This is a genomic window from Massilia sp. Root351 (assembly GCF_001425045.1).
Classification (GTDB): domain Bacteria; phylum Pseudomonadota; class Gammaproteobacteria; order Burkholderiales; family Burkholderiaceae_D; genus Rugamonas.
Genome location: NZ_LMDJ01000012.1, coordinates 725,971 through 745,438, shown reverse-complemented (window position 1 = coordinate 745,438; position 19,468 = coordinate 725,971). Strand labels below are relative to the sequence as shown.

The following is a 19,468-nucleotide window of genomic DNA, read 5'->3' as shown; positions in this document are numbered from 1 at the left end:
CCCTCTCGCGAGGGCTTTTTGCGCAGGGCGGGTTAGCAGGGCTTGCCCTGCGTAACCCGCCGATGAACGCTTAATGGAAGTGCTCGTTCCCGGCCGGGGTGTCTTCCGGCATTTCGGCGTGCACCAGCTCGCCGGTCGGGTCGGCGAACAGCGGCGCGCCGCAGTCGTCGCAGTATTCGGACACGTAGCGCTCGCCCAGCTTCTTCACTTGCGTCACGCCCAGCGCGTTCAGGTGCTCGACGATCTCTTCCACCGGGGTGCGCGGCTTGAGCAGCTCGGCGATGCTGCCCGAGATCGGCCCTTCCGGCGGCGTACCTTCCTCGTCTTCCTGGCCGTACAGCGGCCACACCACGCCGTACACCACGTCCGCGCTCTGGCGCGGGGTGAAGGCGACGCGGTATTCGTCGATCTGGCCGTCGGCCGCCTCCTCGCCGAAGCCGGCGATCACGGCGCGCAACTCGGACGGCTCCACCGACAGGGTGTGCGTCAGGTAGTGCACCGCGGCGCGGATCGACACCGGCCGGATCAGCTTGTCCGCTTCGCGGCAGGCCATGTAGTACGCTTCGGGCAGCAGCAGCTCGACGCCGCAGCCCGGCAGCAGGCGGTTGACGGTCGGCAGCGCCTGGATGCGCCACTGCTCCAGCGCGGCCTTGCGCTCTTCGGCAAAGTTCGCCTGCAGCGCCGGCATCTGCCAGCGGAACATCGGGCCGCCGTGCGGCGCCACCACGGCTACCAGCAGATAGCGGGTGTCGGCCAGGAAGGGCGCGGTGTCCGGCGCCTTGGCTTCCGATTTGAAGGCCACGCCCTTCAGCGCGGCCTGGGCCAGCTTGTGGGTCTTGCTGTAGGCCTCGGCGTGGCTGCGCGGCAGCTGGTCGATGGAATACAGCATCGAGGCCATGGCCATGTGCGTGCCGTCGGCCAGCAGGTGGGCCGAGAAGTGCGCCGACAAGGTGTTCAGCACGTCGGCCGGGATCGGGCCGGAAGCGATGGCGAAACGGGTCCAGGCCAGGATCGGCGCGGCCACCAGCAGCACGTCGTACTGCGTGCTGGCGCCGTCCGCCTCCACCGTGATGGTGCTGGACTCGCTGACCGCTTCCACGCCGTCCATCAGCACGTCGTAGGCGTTCAGGTCTTCCCGGAACAGGCCGTTCAAGGCGGCGTCGATGGTGTCCTGGTGGCCGGTCTTGAGCAGCTTCTGCAGCTGGGCGTCCAGGCTGTGTTCCCAGCTGCGCTCTTCGAGGCGGCTGGCGGCCTGGCCGACGGCCTGGGCTAGGGTGACGAGGCGCTGGCTGTCGGCAGTGAGTTTGTGTGGCGATTCTTTGGATGGGCGACGCATAGCGCTGTACTAGTCTCTGGAAAGTTCTGTTATCCGTATTGTAGTGGATTCGGGCCGGGGAGGCGGCCCAAATAAAAAACGCCGGACGAATCCGGCGTTTTTGACAGCAGGGCGGGCCGGTTACGCGGCCAGCAGCTGGCGCAGCACGAACGGCAGGATGCCGCCGTGCTTGTAGTAGTCCACCTCGATCGGCGTGTCGATGCGCAGCAGGACCTTGACTTCCTGCGACGAGCCGTCGGCGCGGTGGATCACCAGGGTGGCCAGTTGCTGCGGCTTGATCTCGCCTTCCAGGCCCTTCAGGTCGTACACTTCCTTGCCGGTGATGCCCAGCGATTCAACCGAATCGGTGCCGATGAATTGCAGCGGCAGCACGCCCATGCCGACCAGGTTGGAGCGGTGGATGCGCTCGAACGAGCGGGTGATCACGGCCTTCACGCCCAGCAGCTGGGTGCCCTTGGCGGCCCAGTCGCGCGAGGAGCCGGTGCCGTACTCTTCGCCGCCGAAAATCATGGTCGGGGTGCCTTCGGCCACGTACTTCATGGCCGCGTCGTAGATCGACAGCTGTTCGCCCGATGGCTGGTGGATGGTGATGCCGCCTTCCACCGCCGAACCGTCCGCCTTGGCCGGGATCATCTTGTTCTTGATGCGCACGTTGGCGAAGGTGCCGCGCATCATGATCTCGTGGTTGCCGCGGCGCGAACCGTAGGAGTTGAAGTCGGCTTTCAGCACGCCGTTGTCCTTCAGCCATTTGCCGGCCGGGCCGTCTTCCTTGATCGAGCCGGCCGGGGAGATGTGGTCGGTGGTGATCGAGTCGCCGAACACGCCCAGTGCGCGCGCGCCGGTGATGCCGGAGGCGGCCGCTTTCGGGGTCATCTCGAAGCCGTCGAAGAACGGCGGCTCGGCGATGTAGGTCGAGTCAGGCCAGTTGTAGACCTGGCCTTCGGTGGTCGACACGGCTTCCCACAGCTCGCCCGGTGCGCCCTTGACGTCGGCGTAATTGTCCTTGAACACTTTCGAGTTCATGGCGAACTTCATCAGCTTGCCGATTTCCTGCGAGGTCGGCCAGATGTCGCCCAGGTACACGTCCTTGCCGTCCTTGCCCTTGCCGACCGGTTCGGTCATCAGGTCGCGCGTCATGTTGCCGGCGATGGCGTAGGCCACCACCAGCGGCGGCGAGGCCAGGAAGTTGGAGCGGATGTTGGGGTGGATGCGCGCTTCGAAGTTGCGGTTGCCCGACAGCACGGCCGAGGCCACGATGTCGTGGGTGGCGATGGCCGCGTTCAGTTCCGGCGTCAGGTCGCCGGCGTTGCCGATGCAGGTGGTGCAGCCATAGGCGGTGACGCCGAAGCCCAGTTGTTCCAGGTAGGGCAGCAGGCCGGCGGCGGTCAGGTACTCGGTCACCACGCGCGAGCCGGGGGCCAGCGAGGTCTTGATGTGCGGCGCCACGGTCAGGCCGGCTTCCACCGCCTTCTTGGCCAGCAAGCCGGCCGCCAGCAGTACCGACGGGTTCGAGGTGTTGGTGCAGGAGGTGATGGCGGCAATGAGCACGTCGCCGTTGTGCACCTTGACGCCGTTCGACGTGGTGTATTCGCAGGTCAGATCGGCCGGATTCTTGTTGAAGCCGTTTTCGGTGGTCGGTTTCGAGAACAGTTCGGTGAAGTTGTTCTTCACGTTGCCGATTTCGATGCGGTCCTGCGGGCGCTTGGGACCGGCCAGGGATGGCGTCACGCTGGTCAGGTCCAGCGCCACCACGCGGGTGTAGTCGATTTCGCCCGCTTTCGGCACGCCGAACAGGTTCTGGGCCTTGAAGTAGGCTTCGAAGGCGTCGATCTCGGCCTTGGTGCGGCCGGTGCCCTTGAAGTAGTCGATGGTGGCGTCGTCGACCGGGAAGAAGCCCATGGTGGCGCCGTATTCCGGGGCCATGTTGGCGATGGTGGCGCGGTCGGTCAGCGACAGCGTCTCGGTGCCTTCGCCGAAGAACTCGACGAATTTGCCCACCACTTTCTCCTTGCGCAGCAGTTCGGTGATGGTCAGCACCAGGTCGGTCGCGGTGCAGCCTTCGCGCAGCGCGCCGGTCAGGTTTACGCCGATCACGTCCGGGGTCAGGAAGTAGACCGGCTGGCCCAGCATGCCGGCTTCCGCCTCGATGCCGCCCACGCCCCAGCCCACCACGCCGATGCCGTTGATCATGGTGGTGTGCGAGTCGGTGCCCACCAGGGTGTCCGGGTAGTACACGCCGTCGGCGGCCTTGTGCACGCCGCGCGCCAGATACTCCAGGTTCACCTGGTGCACGATGCCGAAGCCCGGCGGCACCACGCCGAAGGTGTCGAAAGCTTGCATGCCCCACTTCATGAACTGGTAGCGCTCATTGTTGCGCGAGAATTCCAGCTTCATGTTCAGGTCCAGCGCCTTCGGCTCGCGGAAGTGGTCGATGGTGACGGAGTGGTCGACCACCAGGTCAACCGGCACCAGCGGCTCGATCTTCTTCGGGTTGACGCCCATTTTCGAGGCCACGTTGCGCATCGCGGCCAGGTCGGCCAGCAGCGGCACGCCGGTGAAGTCCTGCAGCACCACGCGGGCCACAACGAATGGAATCTCGTCGGTGCGTTCTGCGGTCGCGCCCCAGCCGGCCAGCTGTTTGACGTGCTCTTCGGTGACCTTCTTACCGTCGCAGTTGCGCAGGACGGACTCCAGCACCACGCGGATCGATACCGGCAGGCGGGAGACGTTGATGCCCAGGCTCTTTTCCAGCGCCGGCAGGGAGTAGAACTTCCCCTTCTTGCCAGCAATGTTGAAATCCTTCAGCGTGTTCAGTGTGTTGCGGGACATGACCTCTCCTTCAGTGGGTATCGTCTGTTATTAATTTACGAGTACTGCCTTGGACTAAAAACTCAGCCTTGCGCCGCCGGTTCGGTAGCCGCTGCCGGCTGCAGCTGCTCGGCGTTGCGGCATTCGTTGGCCAGCTGGCGGTTCTGCTTGGAGTCCAGCAGCATGCCCTTGGCGGGAATGCCGATCCAGATCAGGCCATACAGCTTGTTTTCGAAGCGCAGCGCGCCGGTGGTGGTGCCCACGCGTTTCAGGCGGTGCAGGCGCTTCTTCCAGCGCAGGGCGATGAAGTTGTCGTCGCCGGCGTTCTGGTAGATGGTGATCTTGTTGCCCAGCTCGCAGTGGAAGTCGACCACGGCCGAGCCTTCCACGCCCGGTTCGGCGGCTTCTTCCGCGTCTTCCGGCGACACCGGCGGGGCGGCGCCCGTTTCGGACGGCTTGGCCGCTTTCTTGGCGCCCTTGGCGGTCTTCTTGGCGACGGTGTTGACTTCGGCCTGGGCGGCGGGCGCCAGGCACAGCGAGAGCGAGCCGAGCGCGAAGCTGCAGGCCACGAATAGTTTGGAGATGGACATTACTTGCCTTCCGTTGCGGGTTCGACAGGGGTGATGAGGGCGGCCGCCGCTTCCGGCAGGGCCAGGCCCGCCAGGCGCGCGCGCTGCAGCACGGTCCAGTAGTAGCGGTAGCTGGCGCGGTCGTGCAGGCGGCCGTTTTGCGAGATCGGACCCCACTGGGCGCGTTCGGCGTCCTGCAGGATGTGGGTGGCTTCGTTGACTTCGGACAGGCGCGGCGTGAAGGCCTTGATCACCGGCTTGATCTGGTTCGGGTGGATGCTCCACATGCGCGTGTAGCCGAACTCGGCGGCGGCGCGCTGGGCGTCGTTGGCCACCACGGCGGGGTCCTTGATTTCGGTGGTCACGTTATGCGAGGGCACCTTGCCGTGCGCGTGGCAGGCGGCGGCAATCTCCAGCTTGGCGCGCACCACCAGCGGATGCGTGAACTGGCCCGGCGTGCGCATGGCGTTGCCCGGCACGGCGCCGTAGTGGCCGGACACGAAGTCCATGATGCCGAACGACAGGCACTCGACCTGGGGCAGGGCGGCAATGGCGTACACGTCGTGCAGCGCGCCGTGGGTTTCGATCAGCACGTGCACCGGCAGGTTGGTGCGGCCGGCTTTCTGCGCGTAGGCGTTGATGACGTCGATGGCGCGCATGACCTGCTGCACGCTGTCCGGCTTGGGCAGCACCACGTAGGCCAGCTTGTGCGCGGCCGCGCCGCAGATGATGTCGACGTCGCGCTCGAAGTGCGGGCTGTGCAGGTCGTGCACGCGCGCGCCGACGCGGTTGAACTTGTTGTCTTCGCTGAGCAGCAATGCGGCCACCAGGCGCGCATGCGCTTCCTCGTTGCCGGCGGAGGCGCCGTCTTCGCAGTCGAAGGTGATGTCGAACAGGGGGCCAAGTTCTTGTTGCAAGGCAATCGATTTGCGCATCAGCTTTTCGGAGCCGGCGTAGTGGTCGCAGGCCGGCAAAAGCAGCGGCTGGCGCGTGCCCTGGAATAAAACCTCGGATGGATGCATGCGGGAAGTAGGAGTTGTTGGTGCGGAAGGTGCAGAAGGGCTTGCTGCGGGGGAAGCGGGTGCTGCGGCGGGCGCAGACGGAACCGCCGCACTGCTCTCGGCAGTGCGGCGGGTGCGGCGTATGGTCGGCTTAACCGGTTCCATAGCCAGGCTGGCCGGTTATGGCAGCAGGTGTTTCACGCCTTCACGCTCTTCGGTCAGTTCCTTCAGCGTGATGTTGATGCGCTCTTGCGAGAAAGCGTCGATTTCCAGGCCTTGAACGATGGTGTATTCGCCGTTCGCGGTGGTCACAGGGAAACCGAACATGGTGCCTTCCGGGATGCCGTAGGAGCCGTCCGATGGGATGCCCATGGTGGTCCACTTGCCGTTGGTGCCCAGTACCCAGTCGCGCACGTGGTCGATGGCGGCGTTGGCGGCCGAAGCAGCCGACGACAGGCCGCGCGCTTCGATGATGGCGGCGCCGCGCTTGCCCACGGTCGGCAGGAAGGTGTTGGCGTTCCATTCCTGGTCGTTGATCAGCTCTTTGACGGATTTGCCGTCAACGGTGGCGAAGCGGTAGTCGGCGTACATGGTTGGCGAGTGGTTGCCCCAGACGCACAGCTTCTCGATGTCTTTCACCTGGGTGCCGGTCTTGGCGGCCACTTGCGACAGCGCGCGGTTGTGGTCCAGGCGCAGCATGGCGGTGAAGTTCTTGGCCGGCAGCGACGGCGCCGATTTCATGGCGATGTAGGCGTTGGTGTTGGCCGGGTTGCCCACCACCAGCACTTTCACGTTGCGCGAAGCGACCGCGTCCAGCGCCTTGCCCTGCACGGTGAAGATCTGCGCGTTCGCTTCCAGCAGGTCCTTGCGTTCCATGCCCGGGCCGCGTGGGCGTGCGCCCACCAGCAGGGCCACGTCGGCGTCCTTGAAGGCGGTCATCGGGTCGGAGTGGGCGCTCATGCCGGCCAGCAGCGGGAATGCGCAGTCGTCGATTTCCATCATGACGCCTTTGAGCGCTTTTTGCGCTTTTTCGTCAGCGATTTCAAGCAGTTGCAGAATGACCGGCTGGTCTTTGCCCAGCATGTCGCCGTTGGCGATGCGGAACAGCAGGGAATAGCCGATCTGGCCGGCGGCGCCGGTAACGGCAACACGCATTGGGGTTTTAGCCATGATGAATCTCCAAAGTGGAATAGAAAACGATCTTGAAGCTGGGCCTACGCTTGCGGAAAACTGTAATGATACCAAAACCGGCCGGGTTTATTGATTGCCTTTGACCGGTACAGCGACTATGCTCTTCTTGTTCCGGCGCGCGCGGGCGCGCGAAGGCCAAGAGGGACATCGCCGCCGAGTGTAGGCTGGTATGTCGCTTCTGTCAATCATATCTTATGTCTTATATAAGACAGATAAGTTGTCGGGTTTTGCTGGACGGGATCGGGCTTTTGTGGTGAAATCCGGGTCTATGAATTCCGCCTCGTCCAATCTGACCAACAATGGCGCCGCCGCGAGCGGCACGGTCAGCCCGACGCCGGCGCCGGCAGCCTCCGCTGCCCCGTCCGCAGCGCCCGCCGCAGCCCCATCGGCCGCTCCCTCGCCCACCTTCTCCCCGCTGTACCAGCAGATCAAGGCCCTGATCACGCAAAGCCTGCAATCGGGCGAGTGGAAGCCGGGCGAGCTGATCCCGAGCGAAGTGGAGCTGGCGGCGCGCTTCAAGGTGAGCCAGGGCACGGTGCGCAAGGCCATCGACGAGCTGGCGGCGGAAAACCTGGTGATGCGCAAGCAGGGCAAGGGCACCTTTGTGTCCACCCACCACGAGGCGCGCGCCCATTTCCGTTTCCTGCGCCTGATGCCCGACGAGGGCGTGCCGCACTACCCAGAATCGAAGTTCATTGAAGTCAAGCGCACCCGCGCGCCGGCCGACGTGGCGCGCCTGCTGGAGCTCAAGTCCGGCGACGCCGTGGTGTTCATCAAGCGCGTGCAGTCCTTCGACGGCATGCCCACCATCGTCGAGGAGCTGTGGCTGCCCGGGCTGATCTTCAAGGGACTGACCGCCGAGCGGCTGGTCGAGTACAAGGGGCCGATGTACGGCCTGTTCGAATCCGAGTTCGGCACCCGCATGATCCGCGCCGCCGAGAAAATCCGTGCCTGCAGCGCCGACGAGGGCGCTGCCGCACTGCTGCAGGTCGCGCAAGGCACACCCTTGCTGATGGCCGAACGCGTGTCCTTCACCTACGGCGACAAGCCGGTGGAGCTGCGCCGTGGCCTCTATTCGACCGAACGGCATCATTACCAGAATGACTTGAACTAGGCAGTGACCAAATAAGGGAGACGCGCTGCCCGGACGCCGGTCGGGCCATGTTGCGCTAACAACACGCTACCTTGCATATTTTGCAAAGGCTGGCTACGACAAAACATAATTTTGGTTATATGTAACAATACATATTGGTCTGGACTGCGAAAATCGGCGAAAATCGCAGTCTCACAAATTTAGCATCACGTATAGGGAGGTCTCGTCATGTCAGAAGCCGTAAGAGAAGCACCAAAAAAAGAACGGCCGCAATTTCGCAATATCCACGTCACTGAATTGTCCAACTACCGCCTGCCGCTGGCCGGCGTAGTGTCCATCCTGCACCGCATTTCCGGTTTCCTGATGTTCGCGCTGCTGCCCGTGGTGCTGTACCTGCTGGAGAAGAGCCTGCTATCTGAGATCTCTTTCGAGCATTTCAAGGGCATCGCGTCGCATTGGTTCGTCAAGCTGGTGATCCTGGCGCTGGTATGGGGCTACATGCAGCATTTCTGCGCTGGCGTACGCCACCTGATCATGGACACCCACGTGGGCCTGGATAAAGACTCGGCGCGCAAGTCGGCAGCCACTGTGCTGGTCATCAGCCTGGCGCTGACCGCCCTGGTCGCACTGAAACTGTTTGGAGTATTCTGACATGGCAAACAACAATATCGGACCTAAGCGCCTGGTCGTCGGCGCCGGCTACGGCATGCGCGACTGGCTGGCCCAGCGCGTGACCGCGGTACTGATGGTGATCTACACCGCCGTGCTGCTGATCTGCTTCCTCACCGGCAGCAACTTCTCCTACGAAGGCTGGGCCGGCCTGTTCGCCCAGCAGTGGTTCAAGCTGTTTACCGCCGTGACCCTGTTCGGCCTGTTCTACCACGCATGGGTAGGCGTGCGCGACATCTGGATGGACTACGTGAAAGCCGTGGGCCTCCGTCTGACGCTGCAAATCATCACCATCGGCTGGCTGGTTGGCTGCGCCGTCTGGTCGGTACAAATACTCTGGAGTGTGTAATCGTGGCAGCAATCAAATCTGCAATCCCTACCCGCCGCTTTGACGCGGTCATCGTCGGCGCCGGCGGTTCCGGCATGCGCGCCTCCCTGCAACTGGCGGAAGCCGGCCTGAACGTGGCCGTGCTGTCGAAAGTGTTCCCGACCCGCTCGCACACCGTGGCGGCGCAGGGCGGCATCGGCGCCTCGCTGGGCAACATGGCCGAGGACAACTGGTTCTGGCACATGTTCGACACCGTCAAGGGCGGCGACTACCTGGGCGACCAGGACGCGATTGAATTCATGTGCCGCGAAGCACCGAAGGTCGTGTACGAGCTGGAACACTTCGGCATGCCGTTCGACCGCAATCCGGACGGCACCATCTACCAGCGTCCGTTCGGCGGCCACACCGCCAACTTCGGTGAAAAAGCCGTGCAGCGCGCCTGCGCCGCGGCCGACCGCACCGGCCACGCGCTGCTGCACACGCTGTACCAGCGCAATGTGCGCGCCCGCACCCACTTCTTCGTGGAGTGGATGGCGCTCGACATCATCCGCGACGCCGAAGGCGACGTGGTGGGCGTGGTGGCACTGGAAATGGAAACCGGCGAATGCATGATCCTGGAAGCGAAGACCACCATCTTCGCCACCGGCGGCGCAGGCCGCATCTTCGCCGCATCGACCAACGCCTTCATCAACACCGGTGACGGCATGGGCATGGCGGCGCGTGCCGGCCTGCCGCTGCAGGACATGGAATTCTGGCAGTTCCACCCGACCGGCGTGGCCGGCGCGGGCGTGCTGATCACCGAAGGCGTGCGCGGCGAAGGCGGTATCCTGATCAACTCGGAAGGCGAACGCTTCATGGAGCGCTATGCGCCGACCCTGAAGGATCTGGCGCCGCGCGACTTCGTGTCGCGCTCGATGGACCAGGAGATCAAGGAAGGCCGCGGCTGCGGTCCGAACAAGGACCACGTGATGCTGGACCTGCGCCATATCGGCGCCGACACCATCGCCAAGCGCCTGCCGTCGATCCTGGAAATCGGCCACAAGTTCGCCAACGTGGACGCCACCAAGGAGCCGATCCCGGTCGTACCGACCATCCACTACCAGATGGGCGGCATCCCGACCAACATCCACGGCCAGGTGGTCACGCCGAACGGCGACGGCAGCCAGAAAGTGGTCAACGGCCTGTACGCGATCGGCGAATGCGCCTGCGTATCGGTGCACGGCGCCAACCGCCTGGGCACCAACTCGCTGCTCGACCTGGTGGTGTTCGGCCGCGCGGCCGGCAACCACGTGGTGGCGCAGAACCTGAAGCAGAAAGAGAACAAGCCTCTGCCGAAGGACGCCGCCGACTTCGCAATGGGCCGCCTGAACAAGCTGGAAACCTCGACCGGCTCGGAAAAAGTGCAGGGCGTCGCCAACGACATCCGCGCCACGATGCAGAAGTACTGCGGCGTGTTCCGTACCGACGACCTGCTGACCCAGGGCGCCAAGGAAATCATGGTGCTCGACGAGCGCCGCAAGCACGTGTCGTTCAAGGACAAGTCCAAGGTGTTCAACACCGCCCGCGTGGAAGCGCTGGAACTGGACAACCTGATCGAAACGGCGAAAGCGACCATCACTTCGGCAGTAGCGCGCAAGGAATCGCGCGGCGCCCACGCGCACAGCGATTTCCCGAACCGCGACGACGACAACTGGATGAAGCACACCCTGTGGTATTCGGAAGGCAACCGCCTGGAATACAAGGCTGTCGTCACCAAGCCGCTGACGGTCGATACCTTCAAGCCGAAACCACGTACTTTCTAAGTAGGGCTCATTACCATGCCACGCACTCTCAAATTCAAGATTTACCGCTACGATCCGGACCAGGATGCCAAGCCGTACATGCAGGACCTGACGGTTGAACTGAAAGACACCGACAAGATGCTGCTGGACGCGCTGCAGCGCATCAAGTCCGACGTCGATGACTCGCTGGCCCTGCGCCGCTCGTGCCGCGAAGGCGTGTGCGGTTCGGACGCCATGAACATCAACGGCAAGAACGGCCTGGCCTGCACCACCAACCTGAACGAGCTGACCGAGCCTATCGTGCTGCGTCCTCTGCCAGGCCTGCCGGTGATCCGCGACCTGATCGTCGATATGACCCAGTTCTTCAAGCAGTACGATTCGATCAAGCCGTTCCTGATCAACGATTCGATCCCGCCGGAGAAAGAGCGCCTGCAGTCGCCTGCCGAACGCGAAGAACTCGACGGCCTGTACGAATGCATCCTGTGCGCGTGCTGCTCGACCTCGTGCCCGTCGTTCTGGTGGAATCCGGACAAGTTCGTCGGTCCTGCCGGCCTGCTGCAAGCCTACCGCTTCATCGCCGACTCGCGCGACGAAGCGACCGGCCAGCGCCTGGACAACCTGGAAGACCCGTACCGCCTGTTCCGCTGCCACTCGATCATGAATTGCGTCGACGTCTGCCCTAAAGGCCTGAACCCGAACAAGGCGATCGGCAAGATCAAGGAACTGATGGTTCGCCGCTCGATTTGATATGAGCGACATGGAAAAGCCTGCGCATCAGGCCGACCCGGCAAACCGTGCGCGCCTGCGCTGGCGCGCACGCCGGGGTTTGCTGGAAAACGATATCATCCTGACTCGTTTCCTCGATGCGCATGAAACTGAATTGACCGACGAGGAAGTGGACGCGTTCACGCGGCTCCTCGACTTGTCGGACAATGCGCTGATGGATCTGGTGCTGGCTCGCGCAGAGCCGGAAGGCGAGATCGATCTGCCGCATGTGCGCGCACTGCTGCAACGTCTGCGTCTCGCCTGATCTGCGCCAGGGCGGCCCATATGCTGGGCGGGCCGCCCGCGCCGCCGGAAGTTTAGAAGTTTTTTTTATAAGCCGCATCTCTCCAAGAAGGAAGAGTCCATGAACATCTCTGACAACAAAGCTACACTGTCGTTCTCTGACGGCAGCCCATCGGTCGAGTTCCCTATCTACAAGGGCACGGTCGGCCCGGACGTCATCGACATCCGCAAACTGTACGCCGGCACCGGCAAGTTCACCTACGACCCGGGCTTCATGTCCACCGCAGCGTGCAACTCGTCGATCACCTACATCGACGGCGACAAGGGCGAGCTGCAGTACCGCGGCTACCCGATCGAACAGCTGGCCGTGAACGCCGACTTCATGGAGTCGTGCTACCTGCTGCTGAACGGCGAACTGCCGAATGTCGAGCAGAAGGCCAAATTCGTCGACACCGTGACCAAGCACACCATGGTCCACGAGCAGATGCAATTCTTCTTCCGCGGCTTCCGCCGCGACGCGCACCCGATGTCGGTGCTGGTCGGCACCGTCGGCGCGCTGGCCTCGTTCTACCACGACTCGCTGGACATCAACGATGCCAAGCACCGTGAAGTATCGGCCATCCGCCTGATCGCCAAGATGCCGACCCTGGTCGCCATGGCCTACAAATACTCGATCGGCCAGCCGTTCGTGTACCCGCGCAACGACCTGTCGTACAGCGCCAACTTCATGCGCATGATGTTCGGCAATCCTTGCGAAGAATACAAGGTCAACGACGTGCTGGTGCGCGCGCTGGACCGCATCCTGATCCTGCACGCGGACCATGAGCAGAACGCATCGACCTCGACCGTCCGCCTGGCCGGTTCGTCGGGCGCCAACCCGTTCGCCTGTATCGCTGCCGGTATCGCCTGCCTGTGGGGCCCTGCCCACGGCGGCGCCAACGAAGCGGCACTGACCATGCTGAAGGAAATCGGCTCGGTCGAGAACATCCCTGCCTTCATCGCGCAAGTGAAAGACAAGAACTCCGGCGTCAAGCTGATGGGCTTCGGTCACCGCGTGTACAAGAACTTCGACCCGCGCGCCAAGCTGATGCGCGAAACCTGCCACGAAGTGCTGGAAGAGCTGGGCCTGCAGGACGACCCGCTGTTCAAGCTGGCCATGGAACTGGAAAAGATTGCACTGAACGACGAATACTTCGTGTCGCGCAAGCTGTACCCGAACGTGGACTTCTACTCGGGCATCGTGCAGTCCGCGCTGGGCATCCCAGTGTCGCTGTTCACCGGTATCTTCGCCATGGCCCGTACCATCGGCTGGATCGCGCAGTGGAACGAAATGATTGCCGATCCAGAGCAGAAGATCGGCCGTCCGCGCCAGCTGTTCGTCGGCGCTACCAACCGCGACGTGCCGCCGCTGGACAAGCGTTAATCGCCGGCCGGTAGCAGCACAACAGAAAGCGGGCTTCGGCCCGCTTTTTTTATGTCCGGTCGCGACCGCGGGGCTTGACGCGGCGCAGGCTGCAAAAGTATGCGGACAGGCTGGTGTTCAATGCCGTGTCCGCCCGATCCCATCCGCACTATCGCAAAACCGGATTCCACGGCACGCACGCAACGTGGCAAGCAGTCCACAGGTCATGCGCGGCGCTGCAACCACTGTTCGAAGTTGGGGCGCGTCAGGGGCTGGCTGACGTAATGCCCTTGCATGCCCGCGCAGCCGTGCTGGGCCAGGAAGTCGCGCTGGGCGCGGGTTTCCACGCCGGTGGCCACCACCTTGATTTCCAGGTTGCGGCCGATGTCGAGCATGGTCTTGGCCAGGGCGCCGCTGAGTCCTTGCGCGCCGATCTCGCGCACCGGGGCCGGCGCCATCTTCAGCTGGTCCAGCCGCAAAGCGCGCAAGCAGGTCAGGTTGGAGGCGCCGCCGCCGAATTCGTCCATCGCCATCCGCAAGCCCATTTCATGCACCCCCGCGCTGAGGCGCCGCGCCACGTCCGGATTGCGCATCAGCTGCGTTTCGCGCAGTTCCAGTTCCAGGCTGGCCGGCTCGATGCCGTGGTGCGCCAGCGTGCGCGCAATGTGCGGCAGGTAGTCGCGCTGGCCGAATTCGCGGTAGGAGGCGTTCATCGTGACCGGCAGGCCGGCGTAGCCCAGCTGGTGCAGCCGCTTGATGGTGGCGCAGACTTCCTCCAGCACGCGCCGTCCCAGCGGCACGATCAGGCCGTTCTCCTCGGCTTCGTTCAGGAACATGGCCGGCAGCAGTTCGCCCAGCTGCGGATGGCGCCAGCGCAGCAGCGCTTCCACGCCCACCACGCGCCCGGTCTGCACGCACACATTGGGCTGGTATTTCAGATACAGGCTGTCGCCAGTGAGCGCGTCGCGCAGCGCCTGCTCCATGCGGCGCCGCGCCTCCGAGGCGCTGGCCATGTCGGGCGAGTGGAAGTGCACCGCGTTCGGGCTGCCGCTCTTGCTCTTGTACATGGCGGCGTCCGCAGCGCGCAGCAGCACGCTGAAGCTGTCGCCGTCGTTGGGGTAGACCGCCACACCCATGCTGGCGCCGACCGGCAGGCTTTGGGTTTCGAATTGCAGTTCGTCGGCCAGGGCGGCGCGGATGCGTTCTATCATGCGCAGCGTGAAGCGCAGCGAGGGCTGTTCGGCCAGTACCAGCACGAACTCGTCGCCCCCCAGGCGGGCCACCGTGTCGCTGTCGCGCAGCGCGGACTGCAGGCGCTGCGCCACCATGCACAGCACGTGGTCGCCGGCGTCGTGGCCCATGGTGTCGTTGATTTCCTTGAACTTGTTCAGATCGAGCAGCACCACCGCCACCAGGTGGCCGCTGCGGCGCGCCGCGTGCAGCGCATGTTCCAGGCGGTCGCGCAGCAAGGTGCGGTTGGCCACGCCGGTCAGCGGGTCGTGCGTGACCTGATACTCCAGCTGGGCGGTGCGCTCCTTCAGCTCGGTGATGTCCTCGATGATGCCGATGAAGTGCGTCACGTGGCCCTGGACGTCGGACACCGGCGTCACCGACAGCCGGTTCCAGAACCGTTCGCCGTTCTTGCGCACATTGTGCAGCACCACCGTGACGGGCCGGTTGGCCGCGATCGCGGCAGCGAGTTCGGCGCGCTGCGCCGCATCCTGCTCGTCGGCGGCCATGAAGCGGGAATCCTGTCCCAGCATTTCCTCGCGGCTGTAGCCGGTGATGCGCTCGAACGCCGGGTTGACGTATTCAATGAGATTGTCCTTGCCGCTGCTGCGCGTGATGACGATGCCGTTGTTGGCCGCGTGCAAGGCCCGGTCGCGCAGCTCCGCCAGTTCGCCGCGTTGCTGCAGGTGGGACAGGTTGACGGCGGTGCCGAGCAGGTAGTTGCCGCCGGCCGCCTGCATGCGGGCGGCGCAGAACAGGTAGGGCAGGACGGCGGCGCCGCACAGCAGGCGGGCTTCGATGTGGACCGGGGCGTCGTCCTGGAGTGCGCTGCAGAAGGCGCGCGACACAGCGGGCCGGTCGTCGGGATGGAACAGGTCCAGCATGTGGATCGACCGCAAGAGCTGCGGCGCCAGGCCGGTGGCCAGTTCGACGCGATGGTTCCAGAGTACAAACTGCCCCGCGTCGTCAAGCACGTAGAACGCATCGGCCAGCAGCTCGATCACGTCGTGCAAGGAAGCGGCGGCGACCTTTTGGGCCGCCACCTGCCCGCCATTGTTCATATCGCCCCCATTGCCTTGTTATTGTTGGCCGGCAATGTGGGCGGCCGGGCTGCCGGCGAGCCTGGGCCTGAGTCTCTTGCAATAAGGTAGTTTAGCTCAGGCAGAGCCCGATGGCGCACGCTTTCGCAAATCCGGCCTGGGGGTGTTGCGGTGACGCCTAGTCTTCCTTGTCCAGCAAGTCCTGGATTTCCTGGCGTTCTTGCGGCGTGACGTGGCCGCCCCGCAGTGCCGCCAGCACCAGGGCCTTGCCGGAACCGGAGAAGGCTTTCTGGATCAGCTCTTTCAGCAGGCTGGTCTGCACCGATTCCTGTTCCTGCACCGGCGCGTAGATGTGGGCGCGCTGGTTCTCGTCGCGCGCCAGCAGGCCCTTGGTGTGCATTACCTGCAACAGGCGCAGCACGGTGGCGTAGTTCATGTCCGGCCGCGTTTCAAGGGCGGCGGCATGCACTTGCTTGGCGGTGGCCGGGCCGAGCGCATACAGCAGGCGCAGCATCTCCAGTTCGGAGGCGGTCGGTTTGGGTGGGGCGGTGGTCGTCATGCGGTCTAGAATAAAATATCTAGAACGGATTGTCTAGTAGTGATTGTCCGGTAGCGATTGCAGGCGCTGCGCGATCTCGTGGAACGGCGGCCGGAGCGCCGGCGCGGGCTGCAGGCAGTCATCCCGCAACCGGGCCAGCTGCTCCGGCACGGCGCCATCGCAGCGCTGCAGCAGTTCCTCGAGCAGGCAGCCGAAAGCGCGGACTTCGAGACGTTCCAGGGCGCCAGCCAGCGGCGAACCGGGCTCATGGAAGCTGGCCGCGCCGAAGTCGCCCAGCAGGGCAGATCCTTCGCCGCAATGCAGCACGTTGTGCCCGTACAGGTCGCCGTGCATGATGCCGCGCGCGTGCAAATGGCGCGCGGACGCGGCCACGCCCTGGGCGATGCCGAGCGCGTGGCCCAGGAGGAAACGCTGGTCGGCCGGGTAGACGTCGCGCGTGCAACTGTCGAAGCTGGGCGGGCCGGCCAGGTTGGTGAATTCGGGGGCGATCAGCGGCATCACCAGGGCCGCGATTCCTTGCGGGTGATCGGGCACCTTGCCCAGCACCGGCACCAGGCTCGGGTGCGTGCCGGCGCGGATACAGGCCGCCATTTCGCAGTCCGGCAAGCCATCGCTGGTGAGCGCGCTTTTATAGAGTTTGACGGCAACGGGTTTGCCGAGGTGCGTCGCACGATAGATCTGGCCCGAGGCCCCTTCGCCGAGCCTATTCTCCAATGCCAGTTGATTCCAGGGGATGTGCGCAATCGGATTATCTTCCGCTTCCTTTTCGGCCCCGGCGCTGAAAGGATTGCCGGCATAGGCGAGCCAGCTCAGGCGCGGCAATGCCAGCAGCCATGGCGGGAGCGCGGAAAAATTGTTGGCCGAAATACGCAGCAGTTCCAATGTGGTGCAAGCGGCCATAGTCGCAGGCAGCGTGCGCAATTGATTCCCCGCCAGCATCAATTTCTGCAAAGGCCGGTTGCCCAGTTCGGACGGTAAATCGGCGATCCGATTATCCGTCAATATCAGCCAGCGCAGTTTCGCAGGCAGCGCGTGGCAGGAAATTGAATTGATTCGGTTGGCCTTGAATCCGACCATGCGCAGTTCCGGGCAAGCGCCTAATATTTCCGGCAGTTCGGCAAATTGATTGTTCGAGCAAAAGATAATCTGGAGGCGGGCAAGGCGCGGCAAATCGGCAGGCAGCGAGGAGAGGGCGTTGCCGGACAGATCGAGAATCTCCAGCGTATCGGCCAGGTCAAAAATCTCAGTGGGGAATTCAGTCAGGCCGCAGGCCAGTTTCAGGCGCCTGGCGCCGTGCAATTCGCCGGCGCGCAGCTGTTCCAGGGTTTGCATGTGGTGCACTCGTGCAGGTGAAACGCCGAGTTTACCACCTCGGCGCCTGGCCCGGCACGCCGGTCCATGCACAGCTCTGGCATGATCAAGCCAGAAGCTGGCACGAACTGCGTCAAATCACCACTTCATCTCCCCTTTGGCGACCTTGGCGCTGATGGCCAGGGCGCTTTCCAGGCCAGCGGCAGGGTAGGCGGTTTTCATTGCTGCGATTAATGCGGCGGAGTCGGCGGATTGGGAAATGGCGGTTTCGAACTTGCGCAAATAATCCGCCGTGTAAGCTATGCTGTCCGGGGTCATTGCTACGCCGGGCGCGAAATGGCCGGGCACGACTGTCGCCGGTTTCAGTGCAGCGATGCGGTCCAGCGTGGAAAGCCACTGCTTGCGTGATTCAACGGTTTGCGTATCGGCGGTCCAGACGTGCAAGCCGTTAAATAATACAACGCCGCCGGCCACCGCTTTAATCGCAGGTATCCAGACGAAAGTCCGGTCGGGCGTGGCGCCTGTCAAGCCTTCGATTTTCAGGCTTTCGCCTTCCAGTTTAATCGTATCGCCCTGCAGCGCTTGCGGCATGACAATGGATTGCGGGGCATGCTGTTTCAGGATGGGGCCCCAATATGCAACCTTGGCTGCGGCCTTTTTCTCCATGGCGGCTATGGTGCCGGGCGTGGCGATAATCTTCGCGTCGGGGAAGGCGGCTTTAATCACGTCCAGGCCGAAATAGAAATCCGGATCGCCGTGGCTGACATAAACGGTGGTCAGGCGCTTGCCGCTGGCTTTAATCTGCTGCACCAGTTTTTGCGCTTCGCCACGTGAAAACTGGGCATCGATTAATACCGCGTCCTGCTGGCCTTTTACCAGCACGGAGGCAACCGGGAAAATGGCGGCTTCGCCCGGATTGAATACCTCCAGCGTTAATGGCGCGGCGGAAACGGCGGCGCTTGCGGTCGCGATGGCGGTGGCGGCGATGGTCTGCTTGATCATGGTGGAGTCCTTGTTGGGAAGTTGATGAGGCCAGTGTAAGCCCATCCATTCGTCTGAAAAACAGTGTAAATTGCAACTCTCAATTGCATGGATCGGACCAATGATGGACAGGCTGACGGCGGCGCAGGTATTCAAGGAGATCGCGGAACGGGGCAGCATGATTGCGGCGGCGGACGCGCTGGACATGTCGCGCGCCATGGTCACGCGCTACCTGGCGGAAATGGAAGAATGGTGCGGCGCGCGCCTGCTGCACCGCACCACGCGGCGCGTCAGTTTGACGGCGGCCGGAGAGGTCACGCTGGCGCGGTGCCGCGAGATGCTGGCCCTGGCGGCCGGCATGAGCGCAGCCGGCGAGCCGGAAACGCCGCACGGCCTGCTGCGCCTGGCCAGTTCGCACTCGCTGGCCCAGGCCGCCCTTGCCGGGGCGGTGACCGATTTCCTGCGCCGCTACCCGCGCACCGCCATCGATTTGCAGGTGGACAACCGCGCCGTCAACCTGGTCGAGCAGCGCATCGACCTGGCCATCCGCATCACCAACGGCCTGGAAGCCAATATGATCGCGCGCCGCCTGGGCGACTGCGATTCCGTGGTGGTGGCGGCGCCATCCTACCTGGCTGAGCGGCCAGCGCCGCAGCAGCCGGCCGGGCTGGCGCAGCACAACTGTCTGACATATAGCTATTTCGGCAAGAGCGTGTGGCGCTTCGATCCGGCCGGCGGGCCGATCGAGGGTGGCGGGGCCGGACTGCAGGTCCCCGTTGGCGGGAATCTGTCCGCCAACGAGTCGATGGCGCTGCTGGCGGCGGCGGTGGAGGGCGCCGGCGTTGCCCTGCAGCCGCGCTTTGCCGCCGCGCCGCTGCTGGCATCGGGCCGGCTGGTGGAACTGCTGCCGGGCTGGCGTCCGCAACGCATGGGGATTTACGGCATTTACACTTCGCGCGAGCACATGCCGCCGGCCCTGCGCGCCATGATCGACCACCTGCTGGGCTGGTTCGCCCACGACCCGGCGTGGCTCGCCGCCAGCATACCAATTATGGAAAAGACATGATTGACACCCTGCCTATCCCGCAATTTTTCGTGTTTGTATGGTTGTTCGAACACAATACCGCGTGCTATCCTTAGCGACCGTTTTTTTTTAACTAC

General features: G+C 63.9%; 17 protein-coding genes. 8 read left to right on the top strand and 9 right to left on the bottom strand.

The features are described from left to right. Window positions 1-70 precede the first annotated feature (70 nt). The 5 genes from ASD15_RS16320 to ASD15_RS16300 form a co-directional block, all read right to left on the bottom strand. The gene (locus tag ASD15_RS16320; RefSeq protein WP_057155982.1) at window positions 71-1,336 is read right to left on the bottom strand and encodes a DUF2863 family protein; all 1,266 of its coding nucleotides are present in this window, start codon (window positions 1,334-1,336) and stop codon (window positions 71-73) included. Window positions 1,337-1,456: 120 nt separating this feature from the next. Then, entirely contained in the window at window positions 1,457-4,165 is a 2,709-nt protein-coding gene (acnA, locus tag ASD15_RS16315; protein WP_057155981.1) for an aconitate hydratase AcnA, read from the bottom strand. A gap of 62 nt (window positions 4,166-4,227) precedes the next feature. Then, a complete protein-coding gene (locus ASD15_RS16310; RefSeq protein ID WP_057155980.1) occupies window positions 4,228-4,734 on the bottom strand; it encodes a hypothetical protein in 507 nt (168 codons plus the stop codon). After that, window positions 4,734-5,735, bottom strand: coding sequence for a CoA ester lyase (locus ASD15_RS16305; protein WP_057155979.1), 1,002 nt, complete (start codon window positions 5,733-5,735; stop codon window positions 4,734-4,736). The genes ASD15_RS16310 and ASD15_RS16305 overlap by 1 nt, the downstream gene beginning before the upstream one ends. 159 nt (window positions 5,736-5,894) lie before the next feature. Beyond that, window positions 5,895-6,884 carry a malate dehydrogenase gene (locus ASD15_RS16300; RefSeq protein ID WP_057155978.1) on the bottom strand — a complete coding sequence of 330 codons (990 nt, stop codon included), beginning with the start codon at window positions 6,882-6,884 and terminating at the stop codon, window positions 5,895-5,897. Window positions 6,885-7,173: 289 nt separating this feature from the next. Between ASD15_RS16300 and ASD15_RS16295 the strand changes: the two genes are divergently transcribed. The 7 genes from ASD15_RS16295 (at window position 7,174) to gltA (ending at window position 13,207) form a co-directional block, all read left to right on the top strand. Beyond that, window positions 7,174-8,019, top strand: coding sequence for a GntR family transcriptional regulator (locus tag ASD15_RS16295; RefSeq protein ID WP_057155977.1), 846 nt, complete (start codon window positions 7,174-7,176; stop codon window positions 8,017-8,019). 207 nt (window positions 8,020-8,226) lie between these two features. Next, the gene (gene sdhC, locus ASD15_RS16290) at window positions 8,227-8,649 is read left to right on the top strand and encodes a succinate dehydrogenase, cytochrome b556 subunit (protein WP_057155976.1); all 423 of its coding nucleotides are present in this window, start codon (window positions 8,227-8,229) and stop codon (window positions 8,647-8,649) included. A 1-nt stretch (window position 8,650) separates the two neighbouring features. Beyond that, complete coding sequence (gene sdhD / locus ASD15_RS16285) at window positions 8,651-9,016, top strand: succinate dehydrogenase, hydrophobic membrane anchor protein (protein ID WP_057155975.1); 366 nt, start codon at window positions 8,651-8,653, stop codon at window positions 9,014-9,016. Between the two features lie 2 nt (window positions 9,017-9,018). Next, on the top strand, window positions 9,019-10,797 hold the full coding sequence (gene sdhA / locus ASD15_RS16280; RefSeq protein WP_057155974.1) for a succinate dehydrogenase flavoprotein subunit: 1,779 nt from the start codon (window positions 9,019-9,021) through the stop codon (window positions 10,795-10,797). A gap of 15 nt (window positions 10,798-10,812) precedes the next feature. Further along, a complete protein-coding gene (locus ASD15_RS16275; RefSeq protein WP_057155973.1) occupies window positions 10,813-11,523 on the top strand; it encodes a succinate dehydrogenase iron-sulfur subunit in 711 nt (236 codons plus the stop codon). Between the two features lie 10 nt (window positions 11,524-11,533). Continuing rightward, complete coding sequence (locus ASD15_RS16270) at window positions 11,534-11,806, top strand: succinate dehydrogenase assembly factor 2 (protein ID WP_373888185.1); 273 nt, start codon at window positions 11,534-11,536, stop codon at window positions 11,804-11,806. 99 nt (window positions 11,807-11,905) lie between these two features. Then, window positions 11,906-13,207 (top strand): citrate synthase, encoded by a 1,302-nt coding sequence (gene gltA / locus ASD15_RS16265; RefSeq protein WP_057155971.1) that lies wholly within the window; start codon window positions 11,906-11,908, stop codon window positions 13,205-13,207. 203 nt (window positions 13,208-13,410) lie between these two features. On the opposite strand, the gene ASD15_RS16260 is transcribed toward gltA, so the two are convergent. The 4 genes from ASD15_RS16260 to ASD15_RS16245 all read right to left on the bottom strand — a co-directional run bounded on the left by ASD15_RS16260 (window position 13,411) and on the right by ASD15_RS16245 (window position 18,328). Next, window positions 13,411-15,477 carry a bifunctional diguanylate cyclase/phosphodiesterase gene (locus tag ASD15_RS16260; RefSeq protein WP_057155970.1) on the bottom strand — a complete coding sequence of 689 codons (2,067 nt, stop codon included), beginning with the start codon at window positions 15,475-15,477 and terminating at the stop codon, window positions 13,411-13,413. Window positions 15,478-15,634: 157 nt separating this feature from the next. Continuing rightward, window positions 15,635-16,015 carry a BlaI/MecI/CopY family transcriptional regulator gene (locus ASD15_RS16255; protein ID WP_082551871.1) on the bottom strand — a complete coding sequence of 127 codons (381 nt, stop codon included), beginning with the start codon at window positions 16,013-16,015 and terminating at the stop codon, window positions 15,635-15,637. Between the two features lie 33 nt (window positions 16,016-16,048). After that, window positions 16,049-17,347, bottom strand: coding sequence for a leucine-rich repeat-containing protein kinase family protein (locus ASD15_RS16250; protein ID WP_057155969.1), 1,299 nt, complete (start codon window positions 17,345-17,347; stop codon window positions 16,049-16,051). A gap of 117 nt (window positions 17,348-17,464) precedes the next feature. Continuing rightward, complete coding sequence (locus ASD15_RS16245; protein WP_057155968.1) at window positions 17,465-18,328, bottom strand: MBL fold metallo-hydrolase; 864 nt, start codon at window positions 18,326-18,328, stop codon at window positions 17,465-17,467. 103 nt (window positions 18,329-18,431) lie between these two features. Between ASD15_RS16245 and ASD15_RS16240 the strand changes: the two genes are divergently transcribed. Continuing rightward, a complete protein-coding gene (locus ASD15_RS16240; protein WP_057156122.1) occupies window positions 18,432-19,373 on the top strand; it encodes a LysR family transcriptional regulator in 942 nt (313 codons plus the stop codon). Window positions 19,374-19,468 lie beyond the last annotated feature (95 nt).